At 72.1% G+C, this 25,384-nt stretch carries 21 protein-coding genes; 13 read left to right on the top strand and 8 right to left on the bottom strand.

The features are described 5' to 3' along the window. Positions 1-18: 18 nt before the first annotated feature. A complete protein-coding gene (locus ACSHV8_RS26925; protein ID WP_436519891.1) occupies positions 19-1,353 on the bottom strand; it encodes a nickel/cobalt transporter in 1,335 nt (444 codons plus the stop codon). Positions 1,354-1,388: 35 nt separating this feature from the next. After that, complete coding sequence (locus ACSHV8_RS26920; RefSeq protein ID WP_436519889.1) at positions 1,389-2,435, bottom strand: DUF3500 domain-containing protein; 1,047 nt, start codon at positions 2,433-2,435, stop codon at positions 1,389-1,391. A 498-nt stretch (positions 2,436-2,933) separates the two neighbouring features. On the opposite strand from ACSHV8_RS26920, the gene ACSHV8_RS26915 reads away from it, so the two are divergent. After that, positions 2,934-3,149 (top strand): DUF3072 domain-containing protein, encoded by a 216-nt coding sequence (locus ACSHV8_RS26915; RefSeq protein ID WP_436519887.1) that lies wholly within the window; start codon positions 2,934-2,936, stop codon positions 3,147-3,149. Here the strand turns inward: ACSHV8_RS26915 and ACSHV8_RS26910 are convergent. The 3 genes from ACSHV8_RS26910 to ACSHV8_RS26900 all read right to left on the bottom strand — a co-directional run bounded on the left by ACSHV8_RS26910 (position 3,146) and on the right by ACSHV8_RS26900 (position 7,243). Continuing rightward, positions 3,146-3,691, bottom strand: coding sequence for a hypothetical protein (locus ACSHV8_RS26910; protein WP_436519885.1), 546 nt, complete (start codon positions 3,689-3,691; stop codon positions 3,146-3,148). The genes ACSHV8_RS26915 and ACSHV8_RS26910 overlap by 4 nt on opposite strands. A gap of 190 nt (positions 3,692-3,881) precedes the next feature. Continuing rightward, on the bottom strand, positions 3,882-5,111 hold the full coding sequence (locus tag ACSHV8_RS26905; protein ID WP_436519883.1) for an ROK family protein: 1,230 nt from the start codon (positions 5,109-5,111) through the stop codon (positions 3,882-3,884). Then, positions 5,108-7,243 carry an alpha-galactosidase gene (locus tag ACSHV8_RS26900; RefSeq protein WP_436519881.1) on the bottom strand — a complete coding sequence of 712 codons (2,136 nt, stop codon included), beginning with the start codon at positions 7,241-7,243 and terminating at the stop codon, positions 5,108-5,110. Before ACSHV8_RS26900 ends, ACSHV8_RS26905 begins: the two co-directional genes overlap by 4 nt. 95 nt (positions 7,244-7,338) lie before the next feature. Between ACSHV8_RS26900 and ACSHV8_RS26895 the strand changes: the two genes are divergently transcribed. The 6 genes from ACSHV8_RS26895 to ACSHV8_RS26870 all read left to right on the top strand — a co-directional run bounded on the left by ACSHV8_RS26895 (position 7,339) and on the right by ACSHV8_RS26870 (position 12,837). Continuing rightward, positions 7,339-9,783, top strand: coding sequence for a glycoside hydrolase family 2 protein (locus ACSHV8_RS26895; RefSeq protein WP_436519879.1), 2,445 nt, complete (start codon positions 7,339-7,341; stop codon positions 9,781-9,783). A 5-nt stretch (positions 9,784-9,788) separates the two neighbouring features. After that, the gene (locus tag ACSHV8_RS26890; RefSeq protein ID WP_436519877.1) at positions 9,789-10,622 is read left to right on the top strand and encodes a LacI family DNA-binding transcriptional regulator; all 834 of its coding nucleotides are present in this window, start codon (positions 9,789-9,791) and stop codon (positions 10,620-10,622) included. A 150-nt stretch (positions 10,623-10,772) separates the two neighbouring features. Beyond that, positions 10,773-11,042 carry a hypothetical protein gene (locus tag ACSHV8_RS26885; RefSeq protein ID WP_436519875.1) on the top strand — a complete coding sequence of 90 codons (270 nt, stop codon included), beginning with the start codon at positions 10,773-10,775 and terminating at the stop codon, positions 11,040-11,042. 15 nt (positions 11,043-11,057) lie between these two features. Continuing rightward, complete coding sequence (locus tag ACSHV8_RS26880) at positions 11,058-11,642, top strand: hypothetical protein (RefSeq protein ID WP_436519873.1); 585 nt, start codon at positions 11,058-11,060, stop codon at positions 11,640-11,642. 97 nt (positions 11,643-11,739) lie between these two features. Further along, positions 11,740-12,144 carry a hypothetical protein gene (locus tag ACSHV8_RS26875; RefSeq protein WP_436519871.1) on the top strand — a complete coding sequence of 135 codons (405 nt, stop codon included), beginning with the start codon at positions 11,740-11,742 and terminating at the stop codon, positions 12,142-12,144. A gap of 126 nt (positions 12,145-12,270) precedes the next feature. Continuing rightward, positions 12,271-12,837, top strand: coding sequence for a histidine phosphatase family protein (locus ACSHV8_RS26870; protein ID WP_436519869.1), 567 nt, complete (start codon positions 12,271-12,273; stop codon positions 12,835-12,837). 161 nt (positions 12,838-12,998) lie between these two features. Here ACSHV8_RS26870 and ACSHV8_RS26865 read toward each other — a convergent pair whose 3' ends face one another. Beyond that, positions 12,999-15,431, bottom strand: coding sequence for a beta-glucosidase family protein (locus tag ACSHV8_RS26865; RefSeq protein ID WP_436519867.1), 2,433 nt, complete (start codon positions 15,429-15,431; stop codon positions 12,999-13,001). Between the two features lie 39 nt (positions 15,432-15,470). Between ACSHV8_RS26865 and ACSHV8_RS26860 the strand changes: the two genes are divergently transcribed. Both ACSHV8_RS26860 and ACSHV8_RS26855 read left to right on the top strand, forming a co-directional pair. After that, positions 15,471-16,448, top strand: coding sequence for a LacI family DNA-binding transcriptional regulator (locus tag ACSHV8_RS26860; protein ID WP_436519865.1), 978 nt, complete (start codon positions 15,471-15,473; stop codon positions 16,446-16,448). Positions 16,449-16,572: 124 nt separating this feature from the next. After that, the gene (locus ACSHV8_RS26855) at positions 16,573-17,028 is read left to right on the top strand and encodes a hypothetical protein (protein ID WP_436519863.1); all 456 of its coding nucleotides are present in this window, start codon (positions 16,573-16,575) and stop codon (positions 17,026-17,028) included. A 6-nt stretch (positions 17,029-17,034) separates the two neighbouring features. Here the strand turns inward: ACSHV8_RS26855 and ACSHV8_RS26850 are convergent, their stop codons facing one another. Then, complete coding sequence (locus tag ACSHV8_RS26850) at positions 17,035-19,608, bottom strand: LuxR C-terminal-related transcriptional regulator (RefSeq protein WP_436519861.1); 2,574 nt, start codon at positions 19,606-19,608, stop codon at positions 17,035-17,037. 204 nt (positions 19,609-19,812) lie between these two features. Here ACSHV8_RS26850 and ACSHV8_RS26845 point away from each other — a divergent pair, with 204 nt between their 5' ends. After that, positions 19,813-20,682, top strand: a complete 870-nt coding sequence (locus ACSHV8_RS26845; RefSeq protein ID WP_436519859.1) for an alpha/beta hydrolase family protein — start codon at positions 19,813-19,815, stop codon at positions 20,680-20,682. Positions 20,683-20,909: 227 nt separating this feature from the next. On the opposite strand, the gene ACSHV8_RS26840 is transcribed toward ACSHV8_RS26845, so the two are convergent. Then, positions 20,910-21,497, bottom strand: coding sequence for a hypothetical protein (locus tag ACSHV8_RS26840; protein WP_436519857.1), 588 nt, complete (start codon positions 21,495-21,497; stop codon positions 20,910-20,912). A 189-nt stretch (positions 21,498-21,686) separates the two neighbouring features. Between ACSHV8_RS26840 and ACSHV8_RS26835 the strand changes: the two genes are divergently transcribed. From ACSHV8_RS26835 to ACSHV8_RS26825, 3 genes are all read left to right on the top strand, one after another. Beyond that, positions 21,687-23,009 (top strand): efflux RND transporter periplasmic adaptor subunit, encoded by a 1,323-nt coding sequence (locus ACSHV8_RS26835; RefSeq protein ID WP_436519855.1) that lies wholly within the window; start codon positions 21,687-21,689, stop codon positions 23,007-23,009. 89 nt (positions 23,010-23,098) lie between these two features. Beyond that, positions 23,099-23,824, top strand: a complete 726-nt coding sequence (locus tag ACSHV8_RS26830) for a response regulator transcription factor (protein ID WP_436519853.1) — start codon at positions 23,099-23,101, stop codon at positions 23,822-23,824. Beyond that, positions 23,821-25,320 (top strand): sensor histidine kinase, encoded by a 1,500-nt coding sequence (locus ACSHV8_RS26825; RefSeq protein ID WP_436519851.1) that lies wholly within the window; start codon positions 23,821-23,823, stop codon positions 25,318-25,320. The genes ACSHV8_RS26830 and ACSHV8_RS26825 overlap by 4 nt, the downstream gene beginning before the upstream one ends. Positions 25,321-25,384: the final 64 nt, after the last annotated feature.

Genomic DNA, 25,384 nt, shown 5'->3' with positions numbered 1-25,384 from the left:
GGTAGGCCCGGGATTTTGTCAGATGGTGGCGGCGACGGTCCGGACGAGTAGGCCGGCGCCGAGCACGACCACGACGGCGGCGCTGGTCAGGGGCAGGAGGCGGCCCAATCGGGCCGTCGTCTCGGTGCGGAGGCGGCCGGGGAGGTAGGCCAGGGTCCTGGCGCGGACGAGCAGGATGCCGATGCCGATCAGGACGGCGGCCAGACCGGCGCTGAAGGACAGGATCAGCAGCAGGCCGACGGCGATGTGACCGAGGCCGACCGCGAGGATCATCACGCCCAGCGCTTCCGGGCACGGCACCAGGCCGCCGGAGACGCCGAGCGCGACCACCGACGCCAGCCCGACCCGCCCGCTCGCCGGGGCATGGCTGTGGTCATGCGGATGGTCATGGTCGTGGCTGTGCTTTCTTCTCCAGGGAAGGCGCTGCCAGAGCATCCTCAGGCCCAGGCCCAGCACGAGGGCGCCGGAGATCAACTCCAGGGCCGGCACCAATACGTCGGGCACCGCGAAGCGACCGGCCAGCAGGGCGGCCAGGCCGATCACGAAGACCGACGACGTGTGGGTGACGGTCACCGACGCGCCCAGGGCGAGGGCGTCCCGGACGCGGGCGCGCCCGCCGACCAGGTACGCGGCCATCATCGTCTTGCCGTGGCCCGGCGTGAGCGCGTGGAAGGCGCCGAGCATCATGGCCAGCGCGACGGCCGCCACGGTCACCCCGAGCGAACGGGACGGGTCCTGGATCATCGACAGCAGGCGCTCGATGCCCCAGCCGCGGCTCGCCGTGCCGGGCGGGGCGGCCTCGACGGTGTCGCCGAGGACGGTGAACGTGGTCTCGACCTGCTGCTGCTTCTCGTCGTGGCGCTGCTCGCCGACCTGGATCGGGGAGTTCTTGGGAGTCAGAACGGCCGCCTGGTACTGCGGCTTGTCCGGGGCGAAGTCGTCGCGGTAGAACAGCGTGTGGTCGCCGGCCGGCTCGGCGAGCGGAGCGGTGGCGGTGACGTGCAGAACGCCGTACCCCGCCTGGGCCTGAAGGTAGGTCGGTGCCTCGGCGCCGGTCAGCGCCAGCGGGACCGGCACGTCGTCGACCCGCAGGGTGAGCCCGGCCAGCACACGCTCGGCGTATCCGCGGCTCTCGGCCGCGCTGAAGGTCTTGTCGTGGTCACGGTCGAGGTCGGCGATGAAGGCGGGCGCGACCAGCACACCGGCCGCCAGTTCGACCTCGACGGTCACCGTGTCCGGGCCGACGGTCACGTACGAGGTCTGCCGGGACACGTCCAGCGGGTGGGCCGAGGCCGCGCTCGCCGGGAGCAGGATGAGGGCCATCGCCGCGAGGGGCGCCAGCAGCCGAGCCACCGGCGCCCTCCGCGTACGGCCCGAGGCCGTGGTCGTCATCCGGTGATCGCTGCCCCGTAGTCGTTCTGCGGGTCGCGGTAGATCCCGTGGATGTGGTTCGAGGCCGTCCCGCCCATCGCCTGCGGCGAGTACTCGATGATCACGCGCGGCCCGGTGACCCGGAAGTACGCCGCCCCGGTGCTGGTCGTCGGGCCGTACCAGGCGAAGTAGGTCTGATCCAGGGTCGCCTGGATCTGGGCCAGCCGGCTCGCCGCGTCCTCGGCGTTGACCAGGTTGCCGTACTTGCTGATCAGCGCCAGAAGCAGCGACTTCTGCGCGGCGGTCAGCGACGACCCGGGAACGCCCTCGTAGACCGGCGCGCGGGAGTCCTGCCCGGGCCCGTAGAGCAGATCGATGTACGTGCTGCCGCGCACAGCGAGAGCCTTCTGCGCCGTGGTCAGGGAGCTGACCAGCGAGTACGCCGAGGTCCAGATGTCACCGATCGGTTTGACGGCCACCCCGGCGTCGGTGTAGCTGCCCGGCTGGGCGCCGATGAAGCTCGGGTAGAGCGCGACCTCGGTGCCGGCGACCGTGGCGTTGACGGTCACGTGGTGGCCACCCCACTGCCACTGCCACGGGGTGGTCGTGGACGGGGTGCCGATCAGCGCGATCCAGTAGTACTGCTGCCCGTACTGCAGGCCGCCGCCGCTGGTCAGGAAGTCGTCGGCCCGCCACTCCTGGCGCACCCGGGTGTAGCCCTCCGGGCTCAGCGTCGCCTGCATCACCGCCAGCCACGCGGTCTGCTGGGTCGCGGTCAGGTTGCCCCACATCAGGCCGCTACGGGTGTAGAGGCCCTGCGGCAGGTTGGACCACTTCTTCTTCTGGGTCGTGTTGGTCCAGGCGAACTGCACGGCGGTCTTCTGGGCGCTGGTCAGGGTGGCCAGGAACGCGTTGGCCGCGGCGACGATCGCCGGCGTGGTGTCGGCCACGGCCACGGCCGGCACCGGATCGGGGGCCGGGGTGGCGGCGTACGCGTTCACCGCGCCGCCGGTGACCAGCGCGAGGGCGGCGCCGGTGGCGATGAGAGCGGATCTCGTTCTCACGTGGACTGCCTTTCGTCGAATTGACGGAGGTGAATAGCTGCAGAGCATATTCGTTCCCGCCGTCCACGCAAGTTCTGATTTTTGAAGGTCTCCTCACATAACGTCGAGTACATATCATCGCGGGCCTGTGCACAGGAAACCCACAGGTCAAGTGTCGTGGAGGCGCGGCCGTCTGTTCTTTTCAAGAGATTAAAGACAATTATTTGGTACGCCCATAAATGCGCTTCCGGCTGATCGAAAATGGCACCCGAGAATGGGGCGAACGACCGCTGGATGAATGGTCGTGGCATTGCCGCGCGGCCGGCTGCCTGCGGGTTCAGGGCCTGCGGCCCGGTCGGCGCCTTTTCGGGTGAGGTCGATCGTGACCAATATTGATGACAATCTTGGTTACGGGAGCGTCGACCATTGGTGGCAACCGAAAGGGGGATCGGTGGCATGGCGGACGGTGGGGTGGGTACTGGAACGGACGTTCGAAGAGGTTGATCGGGAGGACGTGACATGGCGGACCGGAAGAGCAGCGCCCCGGAGGACGGCAACCGGGTGAAGGACCCGGAGGACTGGACGACCGGGGACGAGCCGGCGACCGGGGCGCAGGAGTCCTACCTGCACACCCTGGCCACCGAGGCGCACGAGGACGTGCCCGACGGGCTGACCAAGGCCGAGGCGTCCCAGCGCATCGACGACCTGCAGGAGAAGACCGGCCGGGGCCGCTAACCGCAGGTGACCTCGGGGTTCTCGGTGGCCAGCTCGCCCGCCGGGTTGTGCTCGTAGAGCCAGACGTGTAGGTCGTAGTGGACCGGCATGGGCGGGTGCCCGGGCGGGACCGGGTGCCCGGCCATCGGCCCGTTGAACGGGTGGCCGAGCAGGTACGGGCGATCCCCGTCGGTGCCCAGGTCGCCGTCGGCGTCGGGCCGGAAGTACTCCAGCCCGGCGAGGCGGACCGAGCCGTGCGGGCCGGCCACGTACAGCAGGATCTCCGGCCGCCGCGGGTTGATCCGCGGGTCGGCCGAGAGCTGCGGGTCGCTGTAGTGGAAACCCATGCCGGGCACGCAGTCCCGGGTCGGCACGTAGCCGGCCGCGACCGCCTTCCGCACGTCCCGGAACCGCTGGGTGGCGTCGAGCAGCATGGTCCGCTGCTGCGCGCTCAGACTCATCGACCGAGGCCGTGGATCGGCCTGCGCCGGGCCGCTCACGCCGCAGGTCAGCACGCAGGTGACGGCGGTCGCCGCCGCGAAGCCCAGCCGGGAGATCCTCATGTGCCCAGGCTGACCGCTCGCCGGCCCGCTGTCCCGGTTTTCCCCGATCACCAGCCCGCCGCGCGGCCCGATCACCCCGCCCGCCCCCGGATTTCGCCGGCGGGAACGGGCGCGGCCCGATCACCTCGCCCGCCCCCGGATTTCGCCGGCGGGAATGGGCGCGGGCGGAGGAGCGGTCCGCGCGGCGGGGTCAGGCGCGCAGGTGGGACTGCAGGACGAGGGCGGCGGCACCGGTGGCCGAGGCGGTGGCGGCGGCCAGCGAGACCGTGACCGTCACGTTGCGATGCCAGGTGCGGGAGTCGGCCGGGGCGAGACGGCGCATGATGGCCGGCCCGTAGATGGCCGACGCCGCGGCGAATCCCGGCCCGGTCAGCACGACCAGGTCGATGTCGAGCAGGTTGACCACGGTCTCGGCGGCGGCGGCGACATACCGCGCCGACGACTCCAGCAGCGCGCGGCAGTGCGGGGCGCCACCGCGGGCGGCGCGGGCGATCGCCCCGAAGTCCGAGGTGACGCTGCGGTGTGGCCGGTCCGGGTCGATGCCGGCCTCGGCGGCGGCGATCCGGTCCTCGCGGGCGGCCGTGACCACCGTGCGCGGACCGGCCAGGACCTCCAGGCAGCCGCGGCTGCCGCACCAGCACTCCGGGCCGAAGACCTCCAGGCAGAGGTGGCCGAACTCGCCGGCGCTGGCGTGGCTGCCGCGCATCGCCCGGCCCTCGACGACGATGCCGGCGCCGAGCCCGCCACCCATGTAGAGCGCGGCGAACGCCTGCTCGGGGCCGACCCGGGCCACCCAGTACTCCCCGACGGCGGCGGCGGTCGCGTCGTTCTCGACCAGGACCGGCCAGCCGGTCGCGGCCGAGAGCCGGTCGCCGAGTTCGTCGCCGCTGAGACCGCGCAGGTGCGGCAGGGCCTCGTCGGCGGGCAGGCCACCGCTGTGCGGGCCGGGCCGGACCAGGCCGACACCGAGGCAGCGGGCCGGGTCGACGCCCGAGCCGGCCAGCAGCGTGTCGATGTCGGCGGCGAGCGCGCGCAGCACCACGTCCGGGTCGTCGCCGAGCGGCGCCGGGCGGGCCAGGCGGGAGATGACGCCCCCGGTCTGGCCGGTCAGCACGTACGTCGTGGCGTCCTCGTCCAGGTGCACCCCGACCGACAGCCGGGCCGTCGGGTCGAGTTGCAGCAGCGTGCGGGGCTTGCCGCCGGTCGGGGTGCGGCCGGTCTCGACGACCAGGCCCTCTTCGAGCAGGCGGCGCACGGTCATCGACACCGCGGCCTCGGTGAGCCCGGTGATCTTGGCGAGTTCGACCCGGCTGAGCGGCTCGGAGGCGCGGATGGCGTCGAGGATGCTCTCCCGGGCCCCGGGGCGGCGACCCCGGCCGGGGCGGCCTGCCGGCGCGGTCGCGCCGACTCCTTCTCTCACGCTTCCTCCACCGCCGTGACGCGTACGAGAAGGACGCGATCCGGATAGAGCACCGGGAGACGGAGTCCGACGGTGCCGAGCGTGCGGCCGTTCAGGCGTACCCCCTGGGGCGTGCACCAGGGTAACGCAGCACCCCACGCGGCGGCGTTACCGTCAGCAACGTCACCCGGCGGCTGCGGCCGTACGTGATATGTCCGATCCGCGGCGAGTCCGGGCAGCCCGATCGTGCCCGGCGGGTAGGAGGGGCTGGTCGCCGTGGCGGTCAGCGAGTAGATCGCGTCCGATTTGTCCCCGGCGACCACGCCGGTCACCGAGTAGGCCGAATCGGTCACGTCGGCGTGGACAAGATCCCCGGTGTGCAGGAGTCCGCGCAGCTCCTTGTAGAGAGCGACCCATGACGAAATCTCAGAGATGTCCGACTCCGGCAGTCCGCTCAGATCCCATTCGATCCCTAGGTGCCCGAACAGGGCCGACCCGGCCCGCATCGACAATGGCAACGACCGGTGCGTCGTGTGTGACACCGGCGCCCCGACGTGCGACCCGATCAGTTCGAGCGGAATCAGCAGGCTGGTCCACCGCTGGATGGCGACCCGCTCGTGCGCGTCGATGCAGTCCGACGCCCACACCCGGTCGGTCCGTTCGAGGATCTCCAGGTCGACCCGGCCGCCCCCGGACGAGCACGACTCGATCTCGACGCCCGGATGCCGCGCCCGCAGCTCGTCCAGCAGCCGATACGTCGCCCGGGTCTGATCGTGCACCCCGGCCCGGCCGTTCCCGGGATGCCCGGCCTCGACGAGGTCCCGGTTGTGGTCCCACTTGAGGTAGGCGATGTCATATTCGGTCAGCAGCGCGTCGAGGGACCTCAGCACGTGAGCGAAGGCGTCCGGGTTGGCCAGATCCAGCACCTGCTGATGCCGGGCCGGCCGGGGTAGCCGATCAGAAGCGGACATGATCCAGTCCGGGTGGGCGCGGGCCAGCTCCGAGTCCGGGTTGATCATCTCGGGCTCGACCCAGAGCCCGAACTCCATCCCCAGCCCGCGCACCACGCCGATCAGCGGCCCGAGCCCGTCCGGCCACACCTCGGGCGACACGAACCAGTCACCCAGCCCGGTCGTGTCGTCGCGCCGGGACCCGAACCAGCCGTCGTCCAGCACGAAACGTTCCGCGCCGATCGCGGCGGCCGCCCGCGCCAGCTCGCTCAACCGGGCAAGATCGTGATCGAAGTACACGGCCTCCCAGGTGTTGACCACGACCGGGCGGGGCTTGACCGGGTGATGCGGGCGGCTCCGGAGGTACTGGTGGAAACGGGACGAGACGCCGTCCAGCCCGGTCGCGCTGTGCACCGCGTACACCCAAGGGGTTTGATAGGGCTGGCCCTGGGCCAGGCCGATCTCGCCGGGCAGCAGCAGCTCGCCCCCGGCCAGCGCCGACCAGCCGTGATAGGTGCGCTCGGCGATCGAGCGGGCGCCGCCGGAGAACGCGGTGTGCAGCGCCCAGACCTCACCGGTGCGGTTGTCGAAACCGGTCGTGCCGGCGCAGATCAGGTAGGCCGAGTCGTATCCGGTGCGGCCGGTCCGGTTCTCCCGGACGCGCAGGCCCTGCGTGAACGCGGTCCGCTGCGGCTGACGTTCGCGCAGGTGGTGACCGGTGAAGTCGAGCAGCTCGGCGGCCTGCTCGGGGACCGGCAGGAAGAGCGTGAGGTGTTCGAGCCAGTAGGTGCCGGGCGCGGTCGAGGTCACCGCGGCGCGACCGCGAAGCACCCCGGACGGGTGCAACTCCAGGTCGACGGCCAGCTCCAGGCCCGCCTCAGGATCAACCGCCTTGACGTGTACGGCGTCAACGGCGTGATCGATCGCGGTCACCTCGAACGCGGTCGCCCACCCTCGGCCGTCCCGATGGCCGGCCAGCCCCGGCGAGCCGAGCCACCCCGACGACTGCTCCGGGATCAGCGACGGGCGCACCGTCCCGTCCACGGAGAAGCCGATCGGCTGCGGCGCGACGGCCGTCAGCAGATCCGGCGTGACGTCGTCGAGCGCCGCGCCCCAGTGCGCCACCGACGGCAGCCCCGGGCCCCGGCAGTCCAGCACCAGGCTCACCCCGGCGGCGCTCAGGTGCAGCAGATCCGGCCCCATCGGTGACTCCCCACCAGCGTTGACGTACTTCGTTCAGTTGCTTAAGAATGCTAGCTGCCCCGCTTGCGGCGGCACTACGACAGGAGCCGTCTTCGATGATCAGAACCGACCTTCACGCCGGCTGGACCGTGCGCGCCGCCGGTGGCCCGGTGCCTGCGGAGATCGCCGGCGAGCCGGTGCCGGCGACCGTTCCCGGCACGGTCCACACCGACCTGCTCGACGCCGAGCTGATCCCCGACCCGTACCTGGGCGAGAACGAGACGGCCCTGGAGTGGTTCCATCGCGCGGCCTGGCTGTACGAGACGACGCTCAGTGCGGCGCCGGCGGCCGAGGGCGAGCGGGTCGACCTGGTCTTCGACGGGCTGGACACGGTCGCGACGATCACCCTGGACGAGGTCGAGCTGGGGCGGACCGCGAACATGCACCGCGGCTACCGGTTCGACGTGCGGGACCGGCTGCGGGACGGGGAGATCCCGCTGTCGGTGCGGTTCGACTCGGCCCTGGAGTACGCCGAGGACGTGCAGAAGACGATCGGGGAACGCCCGCGGCCCTATCCGCACCCCTTCAACGCCGTACGCAAAATGGCTTGTTCTTTTGGTTGGGATTGGGGTCCTGACCTGCAGACCGCCGGGATCTGGAAGCCGGTGCGACTGGAGCGGTGGCGGGTGGCGCGGCTGGCGTCGGTGCGGCCGCAGGCGACCCTCGACGCGGACGGGCGCACGGGCCGGCTCGTCGTGCACGTCGAGGTGGAGCGGGCGGCCGACAGTGAGCTCACCGCCGAGGTGCGGCTGGGGGAGCACGTCTCGCACATCGTGCTGGATGCGGGCGAGACGTCGGGAATGACCGAAATTTCGGTCGCGGATGCTCCGGTGTGGTGGCCGATCGGCTATGGAGATCAGCCGCTGGTCGACGTCAGTGTGATTTTGCGCGATAAATCGGATGACATTGATTCCTGGAAAGCCCGCGTCGGTTTCCGCACGATCACCGTCGACGAGACCCCGGACGACGTCGGCAGCGCGTTCACCTTCGTCGTCAACGGGCAGCCGATCTTCATCCGCGGCCTGAACTGGATCCCGGAGGATCATCTGCTCACGCGGCTGACCCGGGATCGCTACGCCGCCGCGATCGACCGCGCGATCGACGCCAACACCACCATGCTGCGCGTCTGGGGCGGCGGCATCTACGAGAGCGACGATTTCTACGACCTGTGCGACGAGCGCGGCATCCTGGTCTGGCAGGACTTCCCCCTGGCCTGCGCGGCCTACGCCGAGGAGGAGCCGATCCGCTCCGAGATCCTCGCCGAGGCCCGCGAGAACATCGCCCGGCTCACCCCGCACGCGTCGCTCGCGCTGTGGAACGGCGGCAACGAGAACATCTGGGGCCACGAGGACTGGCACTGGAAAGAGCAGCTCAACGGCCTGACCTGGGGGGCCGGGTACTACTACGAGCTGTTCCCGGCGCTGCTGGCCGAACTCGACCCGACCCGGGCCTACCACCCGGGCAGCCCGTCCAGCCCCGGCCACGACCCGGCCGACGTGCACCCCAACGACGACCGGTACGGCACCCGGCACGAGTGGGAGGCGTGGAACCGGCAGGACTACACGTTCCACGCCAACTTCCTGCCCCGGTTCTGCTCCGAGTTCGGCTGGCAGGCGCCGCCGACCTGGTCGACACTGCGCGAATCGCTCGCGCCGGAGGACTTCGACCAGGAGTCGCCGGCCTTCCTGCTGCACCAGAAGGCCGAGGGCGGGAACGACAAACTCAACGCCGGGATGGCCCACCACCTGCGGGTTCCCGGCGAGTTCGAGGACTGGCACTGGGCGGCGCAACTGAATCAGGCGCGGGCCACGACGTACGCCATCGGGCATCTCCGCGGCCATGCGCCGCGCACGATGGGGAGCATCCTGTGGCAGCTCAACGACTGCTGGCCGGTGACGTCGTGGGCGGTGGTGGACGGGGCCGGACGGCTCAAGCCGGCCTGGTATGCGCTGCGTAAGGCCTATGCGCCGCGTCTCCTGACCTTCCGTGGCGACGCCTTGATCGCGGTCAACGACAGCCCTTCGGTGTGGCGGGGTGTTGTGAAGTTGCGACGTATCGGATTTGACGGAAATATCGCCTCCGAAGCGACGGTGGCCTTGGACGTCGCGGCTCGATCCGTGGTTGAGGTCGCTCTGGACCCCGCGCTCACCACGCCCGGCGACGTGACCCGGGAGGTGCTGGTCGCCGACATCGACGGACTGCGGGCCACCCGCCTGTTCGCCGAGGACTTCGACCTCGCCTACGATCCGGCGCCGCTCAGCACCGACATCAGCCCCACCGAGGGCGGATACTCGGTCACCGTGACCGCCACCTCCTTCGCCCGCGATGTCGCTCTCCTGACCGACAAGATCGACCCCACGGCGTACGTCGATGACATGCTCGTCGATCTTCTCCCCGGCGAGAGTCACACCTTCCTGATCCGCACCACCTGGGCCGACGGCGATGCGTTCGGCCGCCCGGCGGTGCTGCGCTCGGCCAACACGATCGCGGCCGGGGCCTGACCGCGGTGGCCGGCGGGCTGATCGGGCTGGTGCTGACCGGCAGCGCCGCCCGGGTCGGGGTGGAGCCGTTCTTCATGGAGCTGATCGCCGGCATGGAGGAGGCGCTCGCCCCGTCCGGGACGACGGTGCTGCTGCTGGTCGTGCCCGACCTCGCCGCCGAACTGGCCACCTACCGCCGCTGGGCCGGCGACCACACCGTGGAGGCGGTCGTGGTCGTCAACCTGGTGCACGACGACGTCCGCCCGGCCCACGTGGCCGGGCTGGGCCTGCCCGCGGTCCTGGCCGGCAAACATCCCGGGCCGTTCGCCAAGGTCGTGACCGACGACGCCGGGGCGATGACGACCGCGATCGAGACCCTGACCGCTCTCGGACACCGCGTGGTCGGCCGGGTCAGCGGGCCGGCCGACCTCGTGCACACCGCCGAGCGCACGGCGGCGATCCGGGCCACGGCCGGCCGGCTCGGCGTCGAGGTGCGGATCGCCGAGGGTGACTACAGCGCCGAGGGCGGCGTCCGCGCGCTGCGGGAGCTGCTGGCCACCTCGCCGGCGCCGACCGCGGTCGTCTTCGACAACGACGTGATGGCGGTCGCCGCCGAACAGGAGCTGATCCGTTCCGGCGTGACCGTTCCGGGCCAGATCAGCCTGCTCGCCTGCGACGACTCGCCGCTGTGCGAACTGGCCGTGCCGCCGCTGTCGGCGCTGAGCACCGACGTGCACGAACACGGGCTGACGCTGGGCCGGGCCGTTCTCGGGGTGGTCCGGGGTGAGCCCGGTCGCGAGCATCCGGGGCCGATGATCAGCATCCGCCGCCGGGAGAGCACCGGGCCCGCGCCTTTTTGACCAGGTCAACACCATTTGCACGTACGGACGTAGCCCCGCACCCGATATATCCGCAGGTCACGCCCATGGTGTCAAGTTTTGGTCGAGCGATGCTCAACTTCTTCAGTGATGATGGCCAATACGTTGTCCTGGGGTGCGGGGGTGCCACTGATGATGATTGTTCTCGTCGCTCTGCTCGGCCTGACGGTCGCGCTCGGCCTGGCGTTCTGGCCGTGGCCCGACCGCCGGGGCCGCCACGCCACCGGCCCGATGCCGCCGCCCGAACCGGCCCGGCTGCCCGACAGCCTCGAAGGCGTCCTCAGCCGGCAGCTGCTCGACGCCGAGATCACCGGCTCGCAGTACGTGCGCGCGATGGAACTGATCGCCGCCCGGGACGAGCGACGCCACCCCATGTCCGTCCCCCGCGACTACCGACCCTGAGTAATCTGCGGAACCTTGAGCGCTGACAACCATCCGCCGCCGCCGTCCGCCGACTGGGAACTCGCCGGGCGGCGCACGGTCCGGTTCGGGGTCGCCTACGCGGTCGCCGCCGCGGCCGTCGTCCCGCTCTTCACGTGGGCCACCCGGAACCCGGGCGGCGGACTCGCCCTGCCCCTGGTCCTGCTTCTCGGCAACATCGTGATCACGGCCCTGCTGCTCGTCGGCATCCTCGGCCTGCTCGTCTCCATGGTGGTGTGGCTCGTGCAGACCGCGAAACTGCAGTACGGGGCGCCGGCCGGCGGCCACCTCGGCTACTGGGGGATCGTGGCCTTCACCCTCCTCTTCGTCGCCGCCTACCTGCAGCCGCCGGCACTCGGGACAGCCGGCGCGCTGCTGATCTCGTCCGGCGAACGCCTCCTCGGGGTGACCCTGCTGATCGCCGGAGTGACCCACACCCGCCGCTGGATCGGCCGGCGGACCGAAACCCACGTCCCGGCCGAATCCGCGGTCCTCCTGTCGAGCCGGCCCACCGCCGAGGACTGGAGCAGCGAATGGGACCCCGACGTCGACCGCGAGATCGAACGCCGGCGGAGCCGCTGAGGGCACCGTCCTTGTCCACTCGGCCGTCGAAATCGGGTATCCGGTTTGCGGGGGTGAGGTATAGACACAGTGCCTGCGTGGGTATCGGAGGCGGACCATGAGGGCCGAGGATGTGATCGCGATGCTGCTGTCCGTGCTGATCGCAGGAATGGTGGCCGCCCTGGCGCTCACGTTCTGGCCGGCCGGTCGAGGTGGGCCGTCGGCACCGGCGACCGGGCCCGGGCCGGTGTCGGCGGTGCGACTGCCGACCGCGCCGTCGCCGGTCCCACCGCCGCCCGTCGTGCACCCGCCCGTCGCGCCGTCGTCGCCGGTCATGCAACCGCCGCCGATCGCCATGCAGTCCCCGCCGGTGAGCAGCGCCGAGGGGCTGCTCAGCGCGCGGCTGCTCGGTGGTGAGCTGACGCCCGAGCAGTATCACGGCGCGATGGCCGGGCTGGCCGCGCGCGAGGAGGCCCGCGACCCGATGCGCCTGCCCGGAGAGATCGGTCCGGCCGCGGACTGACCTGCGCGAATCCCGTACCCCCGGGTCGGCCTGGTGGGGACGACCCGGTGTGTGAAGTAGGGCAGGCCTGCTGTGATCGCCGGACCGGGGATGGAAGGGTGGGGGTCGGCGACGAAAGGGCGTGTGATGACGGAGATCGTGCTCATCCGGCACGGGCAGACGGAGTGGAGCGCCAACGGGCGGCACACGTCGTACACCGATCTGGAACTGACCGACGAGGGGGAGGCGCAGGCCCGCCGCGCGGGGGAACGTCTCGGCGGGCGGAAATTCGTGGCCGTGATCTCGAGCCCGCGGAAACGGGCGCTGCGGACGGCCGAGCTGGCCGGGCTGTCGGTCAGCGAGGTGACCGAGGACCTGGCCGAGTGGAACTACGGGGAGTACGAGGGGATCACCACCAAGCAGATCCGGGAGGGCCGGCCCGACTGGTCGCTGTGGGCCCACGGCTGCCCCGGCGGGGAATCGCCCGAGCAGGTCGGGGCGCGGCTCGACCGGGTGCTGGCCCGAGCGCGTGAGCTGGGCGGCGACGTGGCGCTGGTCGGGCACGGGCACAGCCTGCGGGTGGCCGGCGCGCGCTGGATCGGGCTGGCGCCGAACGCGGGCGGGCTGTTGAAACTGGACACGGCGACGGTTTCGGTGCTCGGCTTCGAACACGAGACCGACCCGGTGCTCAGCGCCTGGAACGCTCCCTGCTGACCGCCGGCTGAACTCCACGGGCGGCCTGGGCCCAGCTTGTCGAGGCTCTTGCCGGGCGGTGGCCTTGTTTCATCGGGCGGGCGGCCTCATGAGGCAGGACGGTTGCTTCATGAGGCCGGCCCCGCCCGGTCACAGGGTGGCTCGTGTGTCGCGCGGCTCGGTCACAAGGTGGCGCGGATGTCGCCCAGGCCGCGAGCGATCAGCAATTCTCCACCGGAGGCACGCTCCCAGTCTCCGGTCGTGGTGTTCCACACACGCCACATCCGCGGATCGAGGCGCACGGTGACCGGGGCCGACTCGCCCGGCGCGACCGTGACCGCGGTCCAGCCGGCCAGCCGGACGGGCTGTGCCGGGTTGTCCGGACGCAGGTAGACCTGCACGACCTCGCGGCTCGCCCGCGCGCCGGTGTTGGTAACCGTGACGGCCACACCGGGCGCGTCCGGGACGTCCGTGGTCTCGGGCGGCGCTTCCTCGGTGGTTGTGGGCGGGTTCGGTTCGCCCGGGGGCAGGCGGCGGGCGGCGGAGTACTCCCACGTGGTGTAACCGAGGCCGTGGCCGAACCAGAAGGCGGGCTCGGCGGCTCGGCCGGCGTAGTGGCCGCGGTAGCCGATGAAGGGGCCTTCCGCGTAGGGCAGGTCGCCGTTCACCGGGGTCACCGACCAGGCCGGGGCCTCGCCGTCGGCCACCGGGAACGTGGTGACCAGGCGGCCGGCCGGTTCGATGTCGCCGAGCAGGGCCGCGGCGACGGCGTGGCCGCCTTCCTGGCCGGGCAGGCCGGCCCAGACGATCGCGTCGACCCGGGACAGCCAGGGCATCAGGACCGGGGTGGCCGCGTTCACGACCACGACCGTCCGGCGGGCGGCGCCGGCCACGGCTTCGACCAGGGCGTCCTGGGCGCCGGGGAGGGTCAGCGTGGACTTGTCGACCGATTCGGCTTCCTGCTCCTCGGTCAGGCCTACGACGACCACGGCGACGTCGGCCTGGGCGGCGGCGCGGACCGCGTCGTCGAGGGCGTCGACGGTCGAGCGCGGGGCTACCTGACCGATCAGGCCGAACAGGCCGGCGTTGGCGAACGTGCCCGCGGAGAGCAGCTCGACCCGGGCCGAGAAGACGTCGCCGGCGGTGGCCGTGAAACGGTCGACGCGCAGCGGCGGGGTGAGCACGGCCTCGCCGAACCCGTTCCCGGTCAGTTCGAGCTCGAACGCGATCTCCGCCGGGCCGAGGGTGGTGGTCCAGGTGCCGGCGCCGAGGACGCCCAGCTCGACCGGGCCGTCGACGGTGACCCGGCCGGTCAGGATCGCGGTGTGGACGGCGTCGGGGAAGTCGTCGTCCATGCCGATCATCGTGGAGGACCGGGCGGCGAAGCGGCTCTCCAGTTCGTTTCCGGCGGCGTCGAGCAGGTGGACGCGGATGCCGGGGTGACCGGTCTGCGGGTCGGTGAGGAAGCCGCCGCGGGCCGGGACCGGGCGGGTGCGGACCTCGACGCCGTCGGTCACGGTGACCTGCTCGGGGCCGAGCAGCGCGGTCAGGCCTTCGGCGACGCTCGCCTGGTAGGGCGGGTTGACCTGGGCGGAACCACCGCCCATGTCGATCGTCTGCACGGCGTGCCGGCCGATGACGGCGACCTTGGTGGCGCGGGCCAGGGGCAGGACGTCGTGGTCGTTGCGCAGGACGGTCATGCCGGTCGCGGCGAGGCGGGTGAGCTGCTCACGCCGTACGTCGGAATCGGGTTCGGGAAGATCGTCGGGGAAGGACCTGGGCGTGCCGAGGGCGCCGACCCGTTCCGCGAGGCGCAGCAACCGGTCCAGGTGGTCGTCGATCACCGACTCGTCGACGTCGCCGCGCTTGACCGCCTCGACCAGCGCGTCGCCCCACGGGCCGCCCGGGCCGGGCATGACCAGGTCGAGGCCGCCGTTGGCGGATTCCGTGGCGGTCCGGGTGGCGAACCAGTCGGACATGATCAGCCCGCGGTAGCCCCACTCACCCTTGACGATCTCGTTGATCACGTGGTGCTGTTCGGTCGCGGCGACGCCGTTGACGTCGTTGTAGGCGGCCATCATCGTCCAGGCGTCGGCCTCCTCGACGGCGATCTCGAACGGCAGCAGGTACACCTCGCGCAGGGTGGCCTCGTCGACCACGCTGTTCATGGTGTTGCGATCGGTTTCGGACTCGTTGGCCACCAGGTGCTTGAGGCAGGCGGCGACCCCCTGATCCTGCATCCCGCGCACGTAGGCGGCGGCGACCTTGCCGGTGAGCAGCGGATCCTCCGAGTACGCCTCGAACAGCCGGCCGCCGAGGGCGCTGCGGTGCAGGTTGATCGTCGGGCCGAGGACGACGTGGATCTCCTGGGCCATCGCCTCCTCGGCGAGGAGGCGGCCCACCTCGTACGCCGCGCCGGTGTCCCAGGCGGAGGCCAGCAGCGTCGCGTTGGGGAAGAGGGCGACCACCCGGCCGCCGCTGAACTTGAGGCCGCGGACGCCGGTCGGGCCGTCCGAGAGGCGGATCTCGTGCAGGCCGAGCTCGTCGTTCGGCGCCAGGGTGAAGGTGGAGGCTCCGGTCAGGAGGGCGACCTTGGTGGCCAGGTCGAGTGTCATGACCTCCATGCTGACACGTGTAAGTAGTAAAGTCACCCCATGTCTGAGCCCCGCCGGATCACCAGCGCCGACGTCGCCCGCCGGGCCGGGGTGTCGCGCGCCACCGTCAGCTACGTGCTGAACGCGACGCCCGGCCAGAGCATCTCGCCGGCCACTCGGGACCGGGTGCTGGCCGCGGCCGAGGGGCTGGGTTATGCGCCGTCGGCCGCCGCCCGCGCGCTGCGCACCGGGCGCTCGGACGTGGTGCTCTGCCTGCTGCCCGACTGGCCGATCGGCAACGAGGTGGGCAACCTGCTCGGGAACCTGTCCACCGCGCTGGCCCGGGAGGGGCTGACGTTCGTGGCGCATCCGGGCAGCCGCGACGACCGGCCGATCGCGGAGATCTGGAAGGCGATCACGCCGGCCGCGGTGCTGTCCTTCACGGACTTCTCCGACGGGGAGACCGAAGCCATGCGGGCGGCCGGGGTGGCGCTGGTGGTGGCGTTGCTCGGCCGGGCCGGGCGGCACGGGCGGGAGCTGGAGGTTCCGCAGACGATGATCGGAAGACGACAAGCAGAACATTTATCGGGTACGGGACATCAGCGCCTCGGCTACGCGTACCCGGACGACGCCCGGCTGCAGATCTTCGCCGAGCCCCGGCTCGCCGGTGTCCGGGAGCTCGGGGAGCCGGTGGTGCGGACCGTTCCGCTGGACGCGGCCGGTGCCGCCGCGGCGGTCGCCCGATGGTGCGCCGACGGGGTCACCGGCATCTGCGCCTACAACGACGAGGTCGCCCTGGCCGTGCTCGCCGGGGCCCGGCAGCTGGGGCTCGGAGCACCGAACGACCTGGCCGTGATCGGGGTGGACGACATCCCGGCGGCCCGCCTCGCGGTGCCGCCGCTGACCACGGTCACCACCGATCAGCGCACGCTGGCCGCGCACCTGGCGACCACGATCGTGGCCGCGGTCGGCGGGCGGCCCGCGCCCGCCCTGGCCACGACCGACCTGATCCGGTTGGTTGTCCGCGAGTCGGCCTGAATCGTCCGTTGTGATCTCGCCGTTACCTGCGGTGATGCTCTGACAACGAACCCACAGGTCCGGCACACGGCCCTTCAAGGTCCGAGGCGAATCGTGAAGGCATCACGAGGGACTCACCGAGGAGATGACCATCATGATCGAGCAGCTGACCCGCGAGGTCTCATCAGGCGCAGTCGAGGCCGCCGGGCGTGCCGCCCCCGCGCCGGCCGCCGATCCGGTCGTCGCCGTCCTCGGCCAGCAGAGCCGGATCGTGGCGCTCCCGCAGTACCTTCCGTCGGGCTGGACCGTGCGGCCGATCGCCGAGCTCGACGACGTCCGGCCCGGGGAGATCGTGCTGCTCAGCGGGGCGCGGGTGAAAGACGTGGAGGCCGCCCGGTCGACGCTGCCCCGGGTCAGCCGGATCGTGGTGCTGATCGACGAGTGGGCGCAGGCCGAGCTGGTGGCCGGGGTCCTGACCGCCGGCGCCGACGTGTGCGTGCGGGGCGGGCACCCGGCGATCCTGGCCGGTCACCTGGTGGCCTGCCGGCGGCGGCAGCTGTCGGAGCGCTGGGCCGGCCTGGACCTGGCCCACACCGCGTGACCGGGGTCAGCGCGCGGCCAGCAGGTGGGCCATCTCGGTACGGGAGCGCACGCCCAGGCGGGCGAAGACGTTGCGCAGGTGGTGGTCGACAGTGCGGGGGCTGAGGTGCAGCTCCTGGGCCACCTCCCGGTTGGTGGCGCCCTCGGCGACCAGGGCGGCGATCCGTTCCTGCTGGGCGGTCAGCTCGACCGGAGCGTGAGCGGCGGTGACCATCTCGCCGGCCGCGCGCAGCTCTCGCACGCTCTGATCGGCCCAGGGCTCGGCGCCCAGCAGCCGGAACGTCTCCGCGGCCCGGCGCAGGTGCTCGCGGGCGGCCACGTGCCGGCGGCGGCGCCGCAGCAGCCGGCCGTAGAGCAGCTCGGTGTGCGCCCGCGGGAACCCGCCCTCCCCGACCCGCCGCAGCGCCGCGTGGAAGTGGGCCTCGGCCGCCTCGCCGTCCCGGGTCCGCAGCGCCCGGCAGCGGTCGCGCAGCGCGAGCCAGCCGTCCTGCCCGGTGCGCCCGGCCCACTCGTCGAACGCGGCGGCCACCGGGTTCAGCGCCGGCTCCGGCCCGGCCGCCTCCAGCAGGTGCGGGACCACGGCGATGCGCAGCAGGACCGAACCGCGTCCGGGCGCCCCGGCCACCACCATCCGGAGCCGCTCGGCGGCGGCCCGGGGGCGGCCGTCGACCAGGTCGAGCAGGGCGAGCGCCCATTCGCACAGCGGGCGGGCCTGATCGGTTCCGGTCGCGGCCTGGATCCGGGTCTGTCCGCTGGCGCGGTCGCCGACGAGCGCCGCCAGCACGGCCAGCAGCCCCAGGTGGGTGCCGGCGAGCGCGCTCTGGCCGGTCCCGCGGGCCACCGCCACGCCGTCCAGCGCCGCGGTGGTCGCCGCGTCGTAGTCACCGGAGGCCAGCCCGGCCAGGCACGCCAGCTCCAGCGCCCGCGGCACCAGACTGTGCGCGCCACCGGCCCGGGCCAGTTCGGCCGCCCGGGCGGCGGCCGAGGTGGCGCCCCGCGCGTCCCCGACGATGATCCCGGCGGTGGCCGCGCGGATCAGCGGGATCGGCTCGGCCACGCCGCCGGTCAGCGCGAGTTCCCGCCGGAACCGCCCGAACGCCGCGTCCTCGAAACCCTGGGCCAGCTCGCCCAGGCCGGCGACGTGGTGATAGGCCATCGCGACGGCCGGTGACTCGTCGCCGCGCTGCCCGGCGGTGACCCGGCGGGCCAGCGTGACGAAACGGCCCTGCTCCCCGGCCAGGCAGGCGGCCTCCCCGGCCAGCGACAGCGCGTCGAGCGCGGCCATCGGGTCGGCGTCCCCGATCTCGGCGGCGACGTCCATCAGGATCTCCCGGGAGGCCGGGTCGTCCGGGCGCATCTCGGCGGCCAGACCCCGCGCCCGCAGCCGGGTCCGGGCCGCGCTGACGGCCGGCCGGGGGCTGTGCTCGGCGTCGCGCAGGAGCCGGGTGGCCTGGTGGGGGCGGCCGGACAGCCAGGCCGAGCGGGCGGCGCCGAGCAGGGCGGCGTCGCGGGCGGCCGGGCCGGGGGTGAGCTGCGCGGCGTACCGGAGAGCCTCGGCGGCGAAGGACGGCCGGGCCCGCACGGCGGCCTCGGTGAGTTCGGTCGCGAGCGCGGGATCCGTGGTGGTCGCGGCGGCGGCGCGGTGCAGGAGGGCGTCCAGCTCGCGGCCGCGGACGGCCGCGACCCCGGCCAGGGCCAGGTGGGCGGTCCGGCGCGCGGTCACCGACATTTCCCGGTACGTCATCCCGCGCGCGACCGGTGATCCGAAGCGGACCTGGGTTCCCTCGACCGTGATCAGTCCGGCCCGTTCGGCCGGAAGGAGGTCCCCGCCGGAACCGTCGCCCGCGACGGCCAGCAGGTCGGGCAGCGGGGTCGGGGGGTCGGCGGCGGCCAGCAGCAGCAGGTGGCGGGTGGCGTCGGGGAGGGCGGCGAGCTCGGCCCGCAGGCGGCGCCGGAGCGGACTGTCCGGCGGCAGGCTGGTCGGCAGTGGGGCGTAGCCACGGCGCTGAGCGGGGGAGAGCGCACCGGCCAGATCGGTCAGGGCGGCCGGGTTGCCGCCGGCCAGGTCGGTCACCGTGGCCGCCACGTCGCCGGCCAGATCCGGGGCGTGGACGGCGAGCAGGGCGCGGGACTCCTCCGGCGAGAGCGGGCCGAGGTGACGCGTGGGCAGGACGGCGAGACCGGGCGGGCCGGCGGCCAGGACGGCGATCCGGGCGTCGCCCAGGCGGCGGGCGGCGTACGCGATGACCTGCAGGGACTGGTCGTCGAGCAGGTGCGCGTCGTCGAGAAGGCAGAGCAACGGGCGGTGGGCGGACGCCGTACGCAAATGGTGGATCACGGCATTGCCCAGGGTGACGAGGTCGGCGGCGGGGGCGCCCGGATCGGTCAGGCGGTGGAGGCCGGCCAGGGGGAGCGTGCGCTCGGCGGCATGACCGGGGACGGCGCGGATCGTCCAGTCCGGAACCCGGTCGGCGGCCGTGCGCAGGATCGTGCTGCGTCCGGAGCCGGGTGCCCCGCAGAGCATCAGCGCTCCGCCCCGGCCCGCGGCGGCGGAGCGCAACAGCCGCTCAACTTCCTGCACTAAGGGTGCATGAAACATGTCGGAAGTGTTGCCTGCGAGAACCCGAAGTGAAAGAAGTCGGTCGATGTCTTGCGATGGGTGAAATTTCCGGGATGTTGCGGGGCGATGAACACGGGGCCGGTGGTTTCGCCGATGCGTGCCGGTGAGAGCGCTGCGCAGACTGGCCCGAGTCGATCCGTTCCCCCAGGTGAAGGAGTGTTCGACGTGCACCGATCGTGGAAGAGGCTTCTGGTGACGGCGGCCGCGACCCTCGCGCTCACCGCACCGCTCGGCGCCACCGCCGCGCACGCGGCCGACAACCCCTACCAGCGCGGCCCGGCCCCGACACTGGCCGCCCTGCAGGCGAGCAGCGGCCCCTACGCCGTCTCGCAACTGAGCGTCTCCCGGGCGAGCGTCAGCGGCTTCGGTGGCGGCGTCATCTACTACCCGACCAGCACCGCCGACGGGACGTTCGGCGGGATCGCGATCTCGCCCGGCTTCACCGCGTCCTGGTCCAGCATCTCCTGGCTGGGCCCGCGCCTGGCCTCACACGGATTCGTGGTGATCGGCATCGAGACGAACTCCACCCTGGACCAGCCCGCGTCCCGCGGCATGCAACTGCTGGCCGCGCTCGACTACCTGACCCAGCGCAGCTCGGTGCGCACCCGGGTCGACGCGAGCCGGCTCGCCGTCTCCGGGCACTCCATGGGCGGCGGCGGCAGCCTGGAAGCGGCCAGCGACCGGCCGTCCCTGCAGGCCGCGGTGCCGCTGGCGCCGTGGGACTCGGACAAGTCGTGGACCGAACTCAAGGTGCCGACCCTGATCGTCGGCGGACAGTCCGACTCGGTGGCGCCGGTGGCCAGCCACTCCATCCCGTTCTACAACAGCATCCCGAGCTCGGCCGAGAAGGCGTACCTGGAACTGGCCGGGCAGAGCCACTTCTTCCCGCAGACGGTGAACACCACGACGGCGGTGGAGGCGGTGGCCTGGATGAAGCGGTTCGTCGACAACGACACCCGGTACGACCAGTTCATCTGCCCGGGACCGAGCGGTTCGCTGGTCTCCGACTACCGCAACACCTGCCCGCTGTCCTGACCGGAAACAGTCGGGGCCGGCGCTCGCTGCCGACCCCGGCCTTCCGTCGCCCTCCACCGTGGTCGCCCGGCCGAAAGGCAGACGCGCGAGGTGGTGGAGCGGATCGTGGCGGCGGGCGGGTCGGATCACCCGTACGCGCAAATCGGTTCTTGAATGGGGGAAGGACCGTGCCGGCATCGTCACGACGGGGGGACGAACGATGCCGGCACGGTGGTTCAGGGGATGGGTCAGGAGGTGGCGGTGGCCGTCGGCTGCAGGACCTTGCAGGTCTCGATGGCCTTCTGGGTGGCCGCGTCGGCCGTGTTGAGGGCGCTGGTGTCGGTCACGCCGTTCTTCTTGAGGCAGTCGTTGTAGGCCGCGTTGGCGCCGTTGCCGCCACCGTTGCCGCGGTTGCCGCCGCCGAAGCTGGGGCGCACCGAGGCGCACGCCTCCTGAGCCTTCTGCCAGGTCGCGTCGTCGACGTTGTCGGGCTTCTGGAAGCCGCCGCCACCACCGGGGAAGCCGCCGCCGTTGCGTCCGCCGCCGAAGCTGCCGGAGGGCCGGGGCTGGCCGGAGGGGCGGGCGCCGCCGGAGGGGCGCATGCCACCGCCGTTGGGGCCACCGGACGGCATGGTGATCGTCACGCCGTTCTTCGAGAGGCATTCGGTGTACGCCGCGAACGCCGTGTTGTTGCCGCCGCCGTTCTGTCCGGTCGTGCCACTTGCCGTGCTGCTGTCGTCCTTGCCACCGCAGGCCGCGGTGAAGGCCACCGACACGAACGCCACCGCCGCGCACGCCGCGGCCCGGCGGGCCACCTTCGACTTGACTACCGGCACAAGCGTCTCCTCACGAACATGGACCCGGCTCATGTCACCGGGCGGGCACGAGGCAAAAGCGAACCCCGGCTTCCTATGCGCAAGGTCGGATCCGGCTAGGAATTGCCTTTGAGCGGGTCGCGGCGCTCCGAGGTAACTCCGAGGCGGAACCGAGCCCGCGGCGAGGACGGGTGGCCACACTCCCTGACCATGGGTGTTGCACTGGCCGGTCGCCGGCGTTGGATCTGGCTCGGCGTTTCGGTCGTCGTGCTCGCGTTGCTCGCTTATGGCGTGGTGCGCGCGCTGACGGCGGACGGCGCCGAGGAGTCGAAGGCGGCCGAGACCGTCAAGGTGGACAAGGGCGCCGTCACGACGGAGGTGGCCACCACCGGAACGCTGGCCGCGGCGCAGACGCGCAGTCTGTCGTTCGCGGTGGCCGGAACCGTGGAGACGGTGAAGGTCCGGGCGGGTACGACGGTGACCGCCGGCCAGGTGCTGGCCACGGTCGACGACACCGACGCGCAGCAGGCGGTCGACGACGCGCAGGACGCGCTCGACACCGCCGAGGACGCGCTGGACAAGGCCAAGGACGCCAGCTCCTCGACCTCGACGACGACCACCGGGTGCAACGCGGCCGCGGCGTACCGGCTGCAGACGTCGGCCTCGGCCTCGCCCAGCGCGTCGGTCTCGGTCTCGGCCTCGCCCAGTGCGACGGCGAGCCCCACCAAGACGGCGACGGCGAGCCCGACCAAGACCGCGACGGCGAGTCCCACCAAGACCAGCGGGACCGGCACCGGCACCGGCGGCAAGACCGGCGGGGGCACGGGTACGGGTACGGGCACCGGCACCGGCACGGGGACCGGCACCTGCTCGGGCAGCGGGACCAGCAGCGGCGGGAGCGGCCAGCAGGGCGGCAGCCAGAGCAGCAGCACCGACGCCATCCTGAGCGCCCAGCAGCGGGTCAACTCGGCCGAGGTCACGCTCGAGGAGAAGGAGGACGCCCTGGAAGGCGCCACCATCACCGCGCCGATCGCCGGCCGGATCCTCTCGGTCAGCGGCAAGGTCGGCAGCCAGGTGAGCTCCGGCTCGACGTTCATCAGCCTGGCCGACATCTACGACATGCAGATCAGCGCCGACTTCCCGGAGGCCGACGCGGATCACCTGGCGGTCAAGCAGAAGGCGGTGATCACTCTGGCCGACAAGCCGGGCGAGACCTTCGACGCCACCCTGGTGGTGGTCGACCCGGTCGGGACCAGCGACGGCACGCTGACCAAGTTCGGCGTGGTGCTCTCCTTCGTCGACGCGCCCAAGGACCTGCTGGTCGGGCAGAGCGCGCAGGTGAAGGTGACCACCGGTAACAAGGACGACGTGCTGCGGGTGCCCAGCACCGCGGTGCACAACGTCTCGGGGACGGACGCGACCGTGCAGAAGGACGGTGCCGAGGTGAAGGTGCAGATCGGTCTCCGCGGGGACCAGTACACTGAGATCGCCTCTGGGCTGACGGAGGGTGACGCGGTGTCCCGCTCGTGGTAGATGACAGCTGGTAACCGACAGCGGTCTCATAGCTGATTCAAAGAAAACGTTGATAAATCTTTGCGGTGCTTTCCGAAACCCGTTACTCCATGACCGTCGGTGACACGCCGGCGCGGGCTACCCGCGTCCTCGTCGTGGACGACGAGCCGAACATCTCCGCGCTGCTCAGCGCCACGCTGCGGCTCGTCGCCTTCGACGTCCGGGTCGCCGAGACCGGGCACTCCGCCCTGGTGGCGGTGGCCGAGTTCGAGCCCGACCTGATCGTGCTCGACGTGATGCTGCCGGACGTGGACGGGTTCGAGGTCGCCCGGCGGCTGCGCGCCGCCGGGTCCCGGACCCCGGTGCTCTTCCTGACCGCGCGCGACGCGGTCGAGGATCGGATCCTGGGGCTCTCGGCCGGTGCCGACGACTACGTCACCAAGCCGTTCAGCCTTGAGGAGGTCGTGCTACGAATCCGCGCGATCCTGCGGCGCAGCCAGCCGGAGGAACCGAAACCGGACACCGGGGTGCTCCGGTACGCCGACCTGGAATTGGACGAGGACGCTCACGAGGTACGCCGGGCGGGCCGTCTGATCGAGCTGTCGCCGACGGAGTTCAACCTGCTCCGCTATCTGATGATCAACGCCGGTCGGGTGGTGTCCAAGGCACAGATCCTGGACCGGGTGTGGAAGTACGACTTCGGCGGGGACGGAAGGATCGTCGAGTCGTACGTCTACTATCTGCGCCGGAAGATCGACAAGACCGAGCCGGCGCTGATCCACACCGTCCGGGGAGTGGGGTACGCGTTGAGACTGCCCCGCAGCGGCGAAGAGTGATTCCTCGCCGGCTGCCGTGGCGGCACTGGACGCTACGGTCGCGTCTCGTCCTGGTGGTCGGCATCCTGGCCGCGGTCGCGCTGATCGCGGCGAACCTGGCCGGTGTCCTGCTGATCCGCAACTACCTGCAGGATCGGATCGACCAGCAGCTCACCGGCATGACGCGTTTCGCGACCCAGCAGCCGGAGGGCAACTTCGTACCCCGGAACCGGTTCTTCCGGGTGGGTCCGGATCAGATCACGTACCTGTACCAGGCCGACGGCACCCTCGACTCGGACCGCACCACCCCGGCCGACGCCTCCCGCCCGGCCATCCCGGCGTTCACCGATCTGGTGACGCGGGCCGCGAGCCCGAAGCCGTACACGATCTCCAGCCCGAACGGCACCGACTGGCGCGTGATCGCGATCCCGGTCGGCGAGACCGGCGGGTACGCCCTGTTCGGCTCCTCGCTCGTCGAGGTGCAGCAGACCAGCGACCAGCTCCTGCTCATCGACGCCGGCGTGATGCTGCTGATCCTGGCCCTGCTCGGGCTGGGCGCGGCCTGGGTCGTCCGGATCGGTATGCGCCCGCTCACCGAGATGGAGCACGCGGCGGCCGACATCTCCGGCGGTGACCTGACCCTGCGGGTGCCCGGCGCCGACCCGCACACCGAGCCCGGACGTCTCGGGCAGGCGCTCAACTCGATGCTGGCCCGGATCGAGACCGAGGCCAGCGCGCGGACCGAGTCCGAGAAACGGCTGCGGCAGTTCGTCGCCGACGCCTCGCACGAGCTGCGCACCCCGCTCACCTCGATCCGCGGCTTCGCCGAGCTGTACCGCCGCGGCGGCGCCCCGCCCGGACCGATGCTGGACGAGACGATGAGCCGGATCGAGGCCGAGGCGGCCCGGATGGGTGTGCTCGTCGAGGACCTGCTCATGCTGGCCCGCCTGGACCAGCAGCGCACCCGGGAGCTGCGCCGCATCGACCTGCTGGAGATCGCCGCCGACACCATCCGGGACGCGCACGCGCGGGTTCCCGGGCGTCAGGTGCTGCTCTCCGGGCTCAGCGACGACGAGGAGACGTTCGAGCCGGCCACCGTGCTCGGCGACGACCACGGGCTGCGTCAGGTGGCCACCAACCTGGTCGCCAACGCGCTCAACCACACGCCGGCCGGCACCCAGGTCACGGTCCGGGTCGGTCACCAGCTGGCCGGGCCGCCCGACGGCGCTGCGGCCTGCTCCGGGCCGGTCACCGTCCGTGAAGGATTGCCGGTGGCGGTGCTGGAGGTCGAGGACGACGGGCCGGGCGTCCCGCCCGAGCACGCGCAGCGCATCTTCGAGCGGTTGTACCGGGCCGACCCGAGCCGCAACCGGGGCCGGGGCGGGGGATCCGGGCTGGGCCTGGCCATCGTCGCGGCCATCGTGCAGGGGCACGGCGGCTGGATCGAACTGCACGAGACCCCGGGCGGCGGCGCGACGTTCCGGGTGCTGCTCCCGGCGATCGGTAACGCGGAGTAGAGATTCAAAGCTGGCTCCGAGGTTGCGCCGAATTTCCTCCAAGGCCGCACCCCGAGAGTGTGCG

Origin of the sequence: Actinoplanes sp. HUAS TT8 (genome assembly GCF_051380535.1) — a bacterium.
In the GTDB taxonomy this organism is placed as follows: Bacteria; Actinomycetota; Actinomycetes; order Mycobacteriales; family Micromonosporaceae; genus Actinoplanes.
Note: the sequence above shows the minus strand (reverse complement) of the source record. Positions and strands in the feature narration are given on the sequence as shown.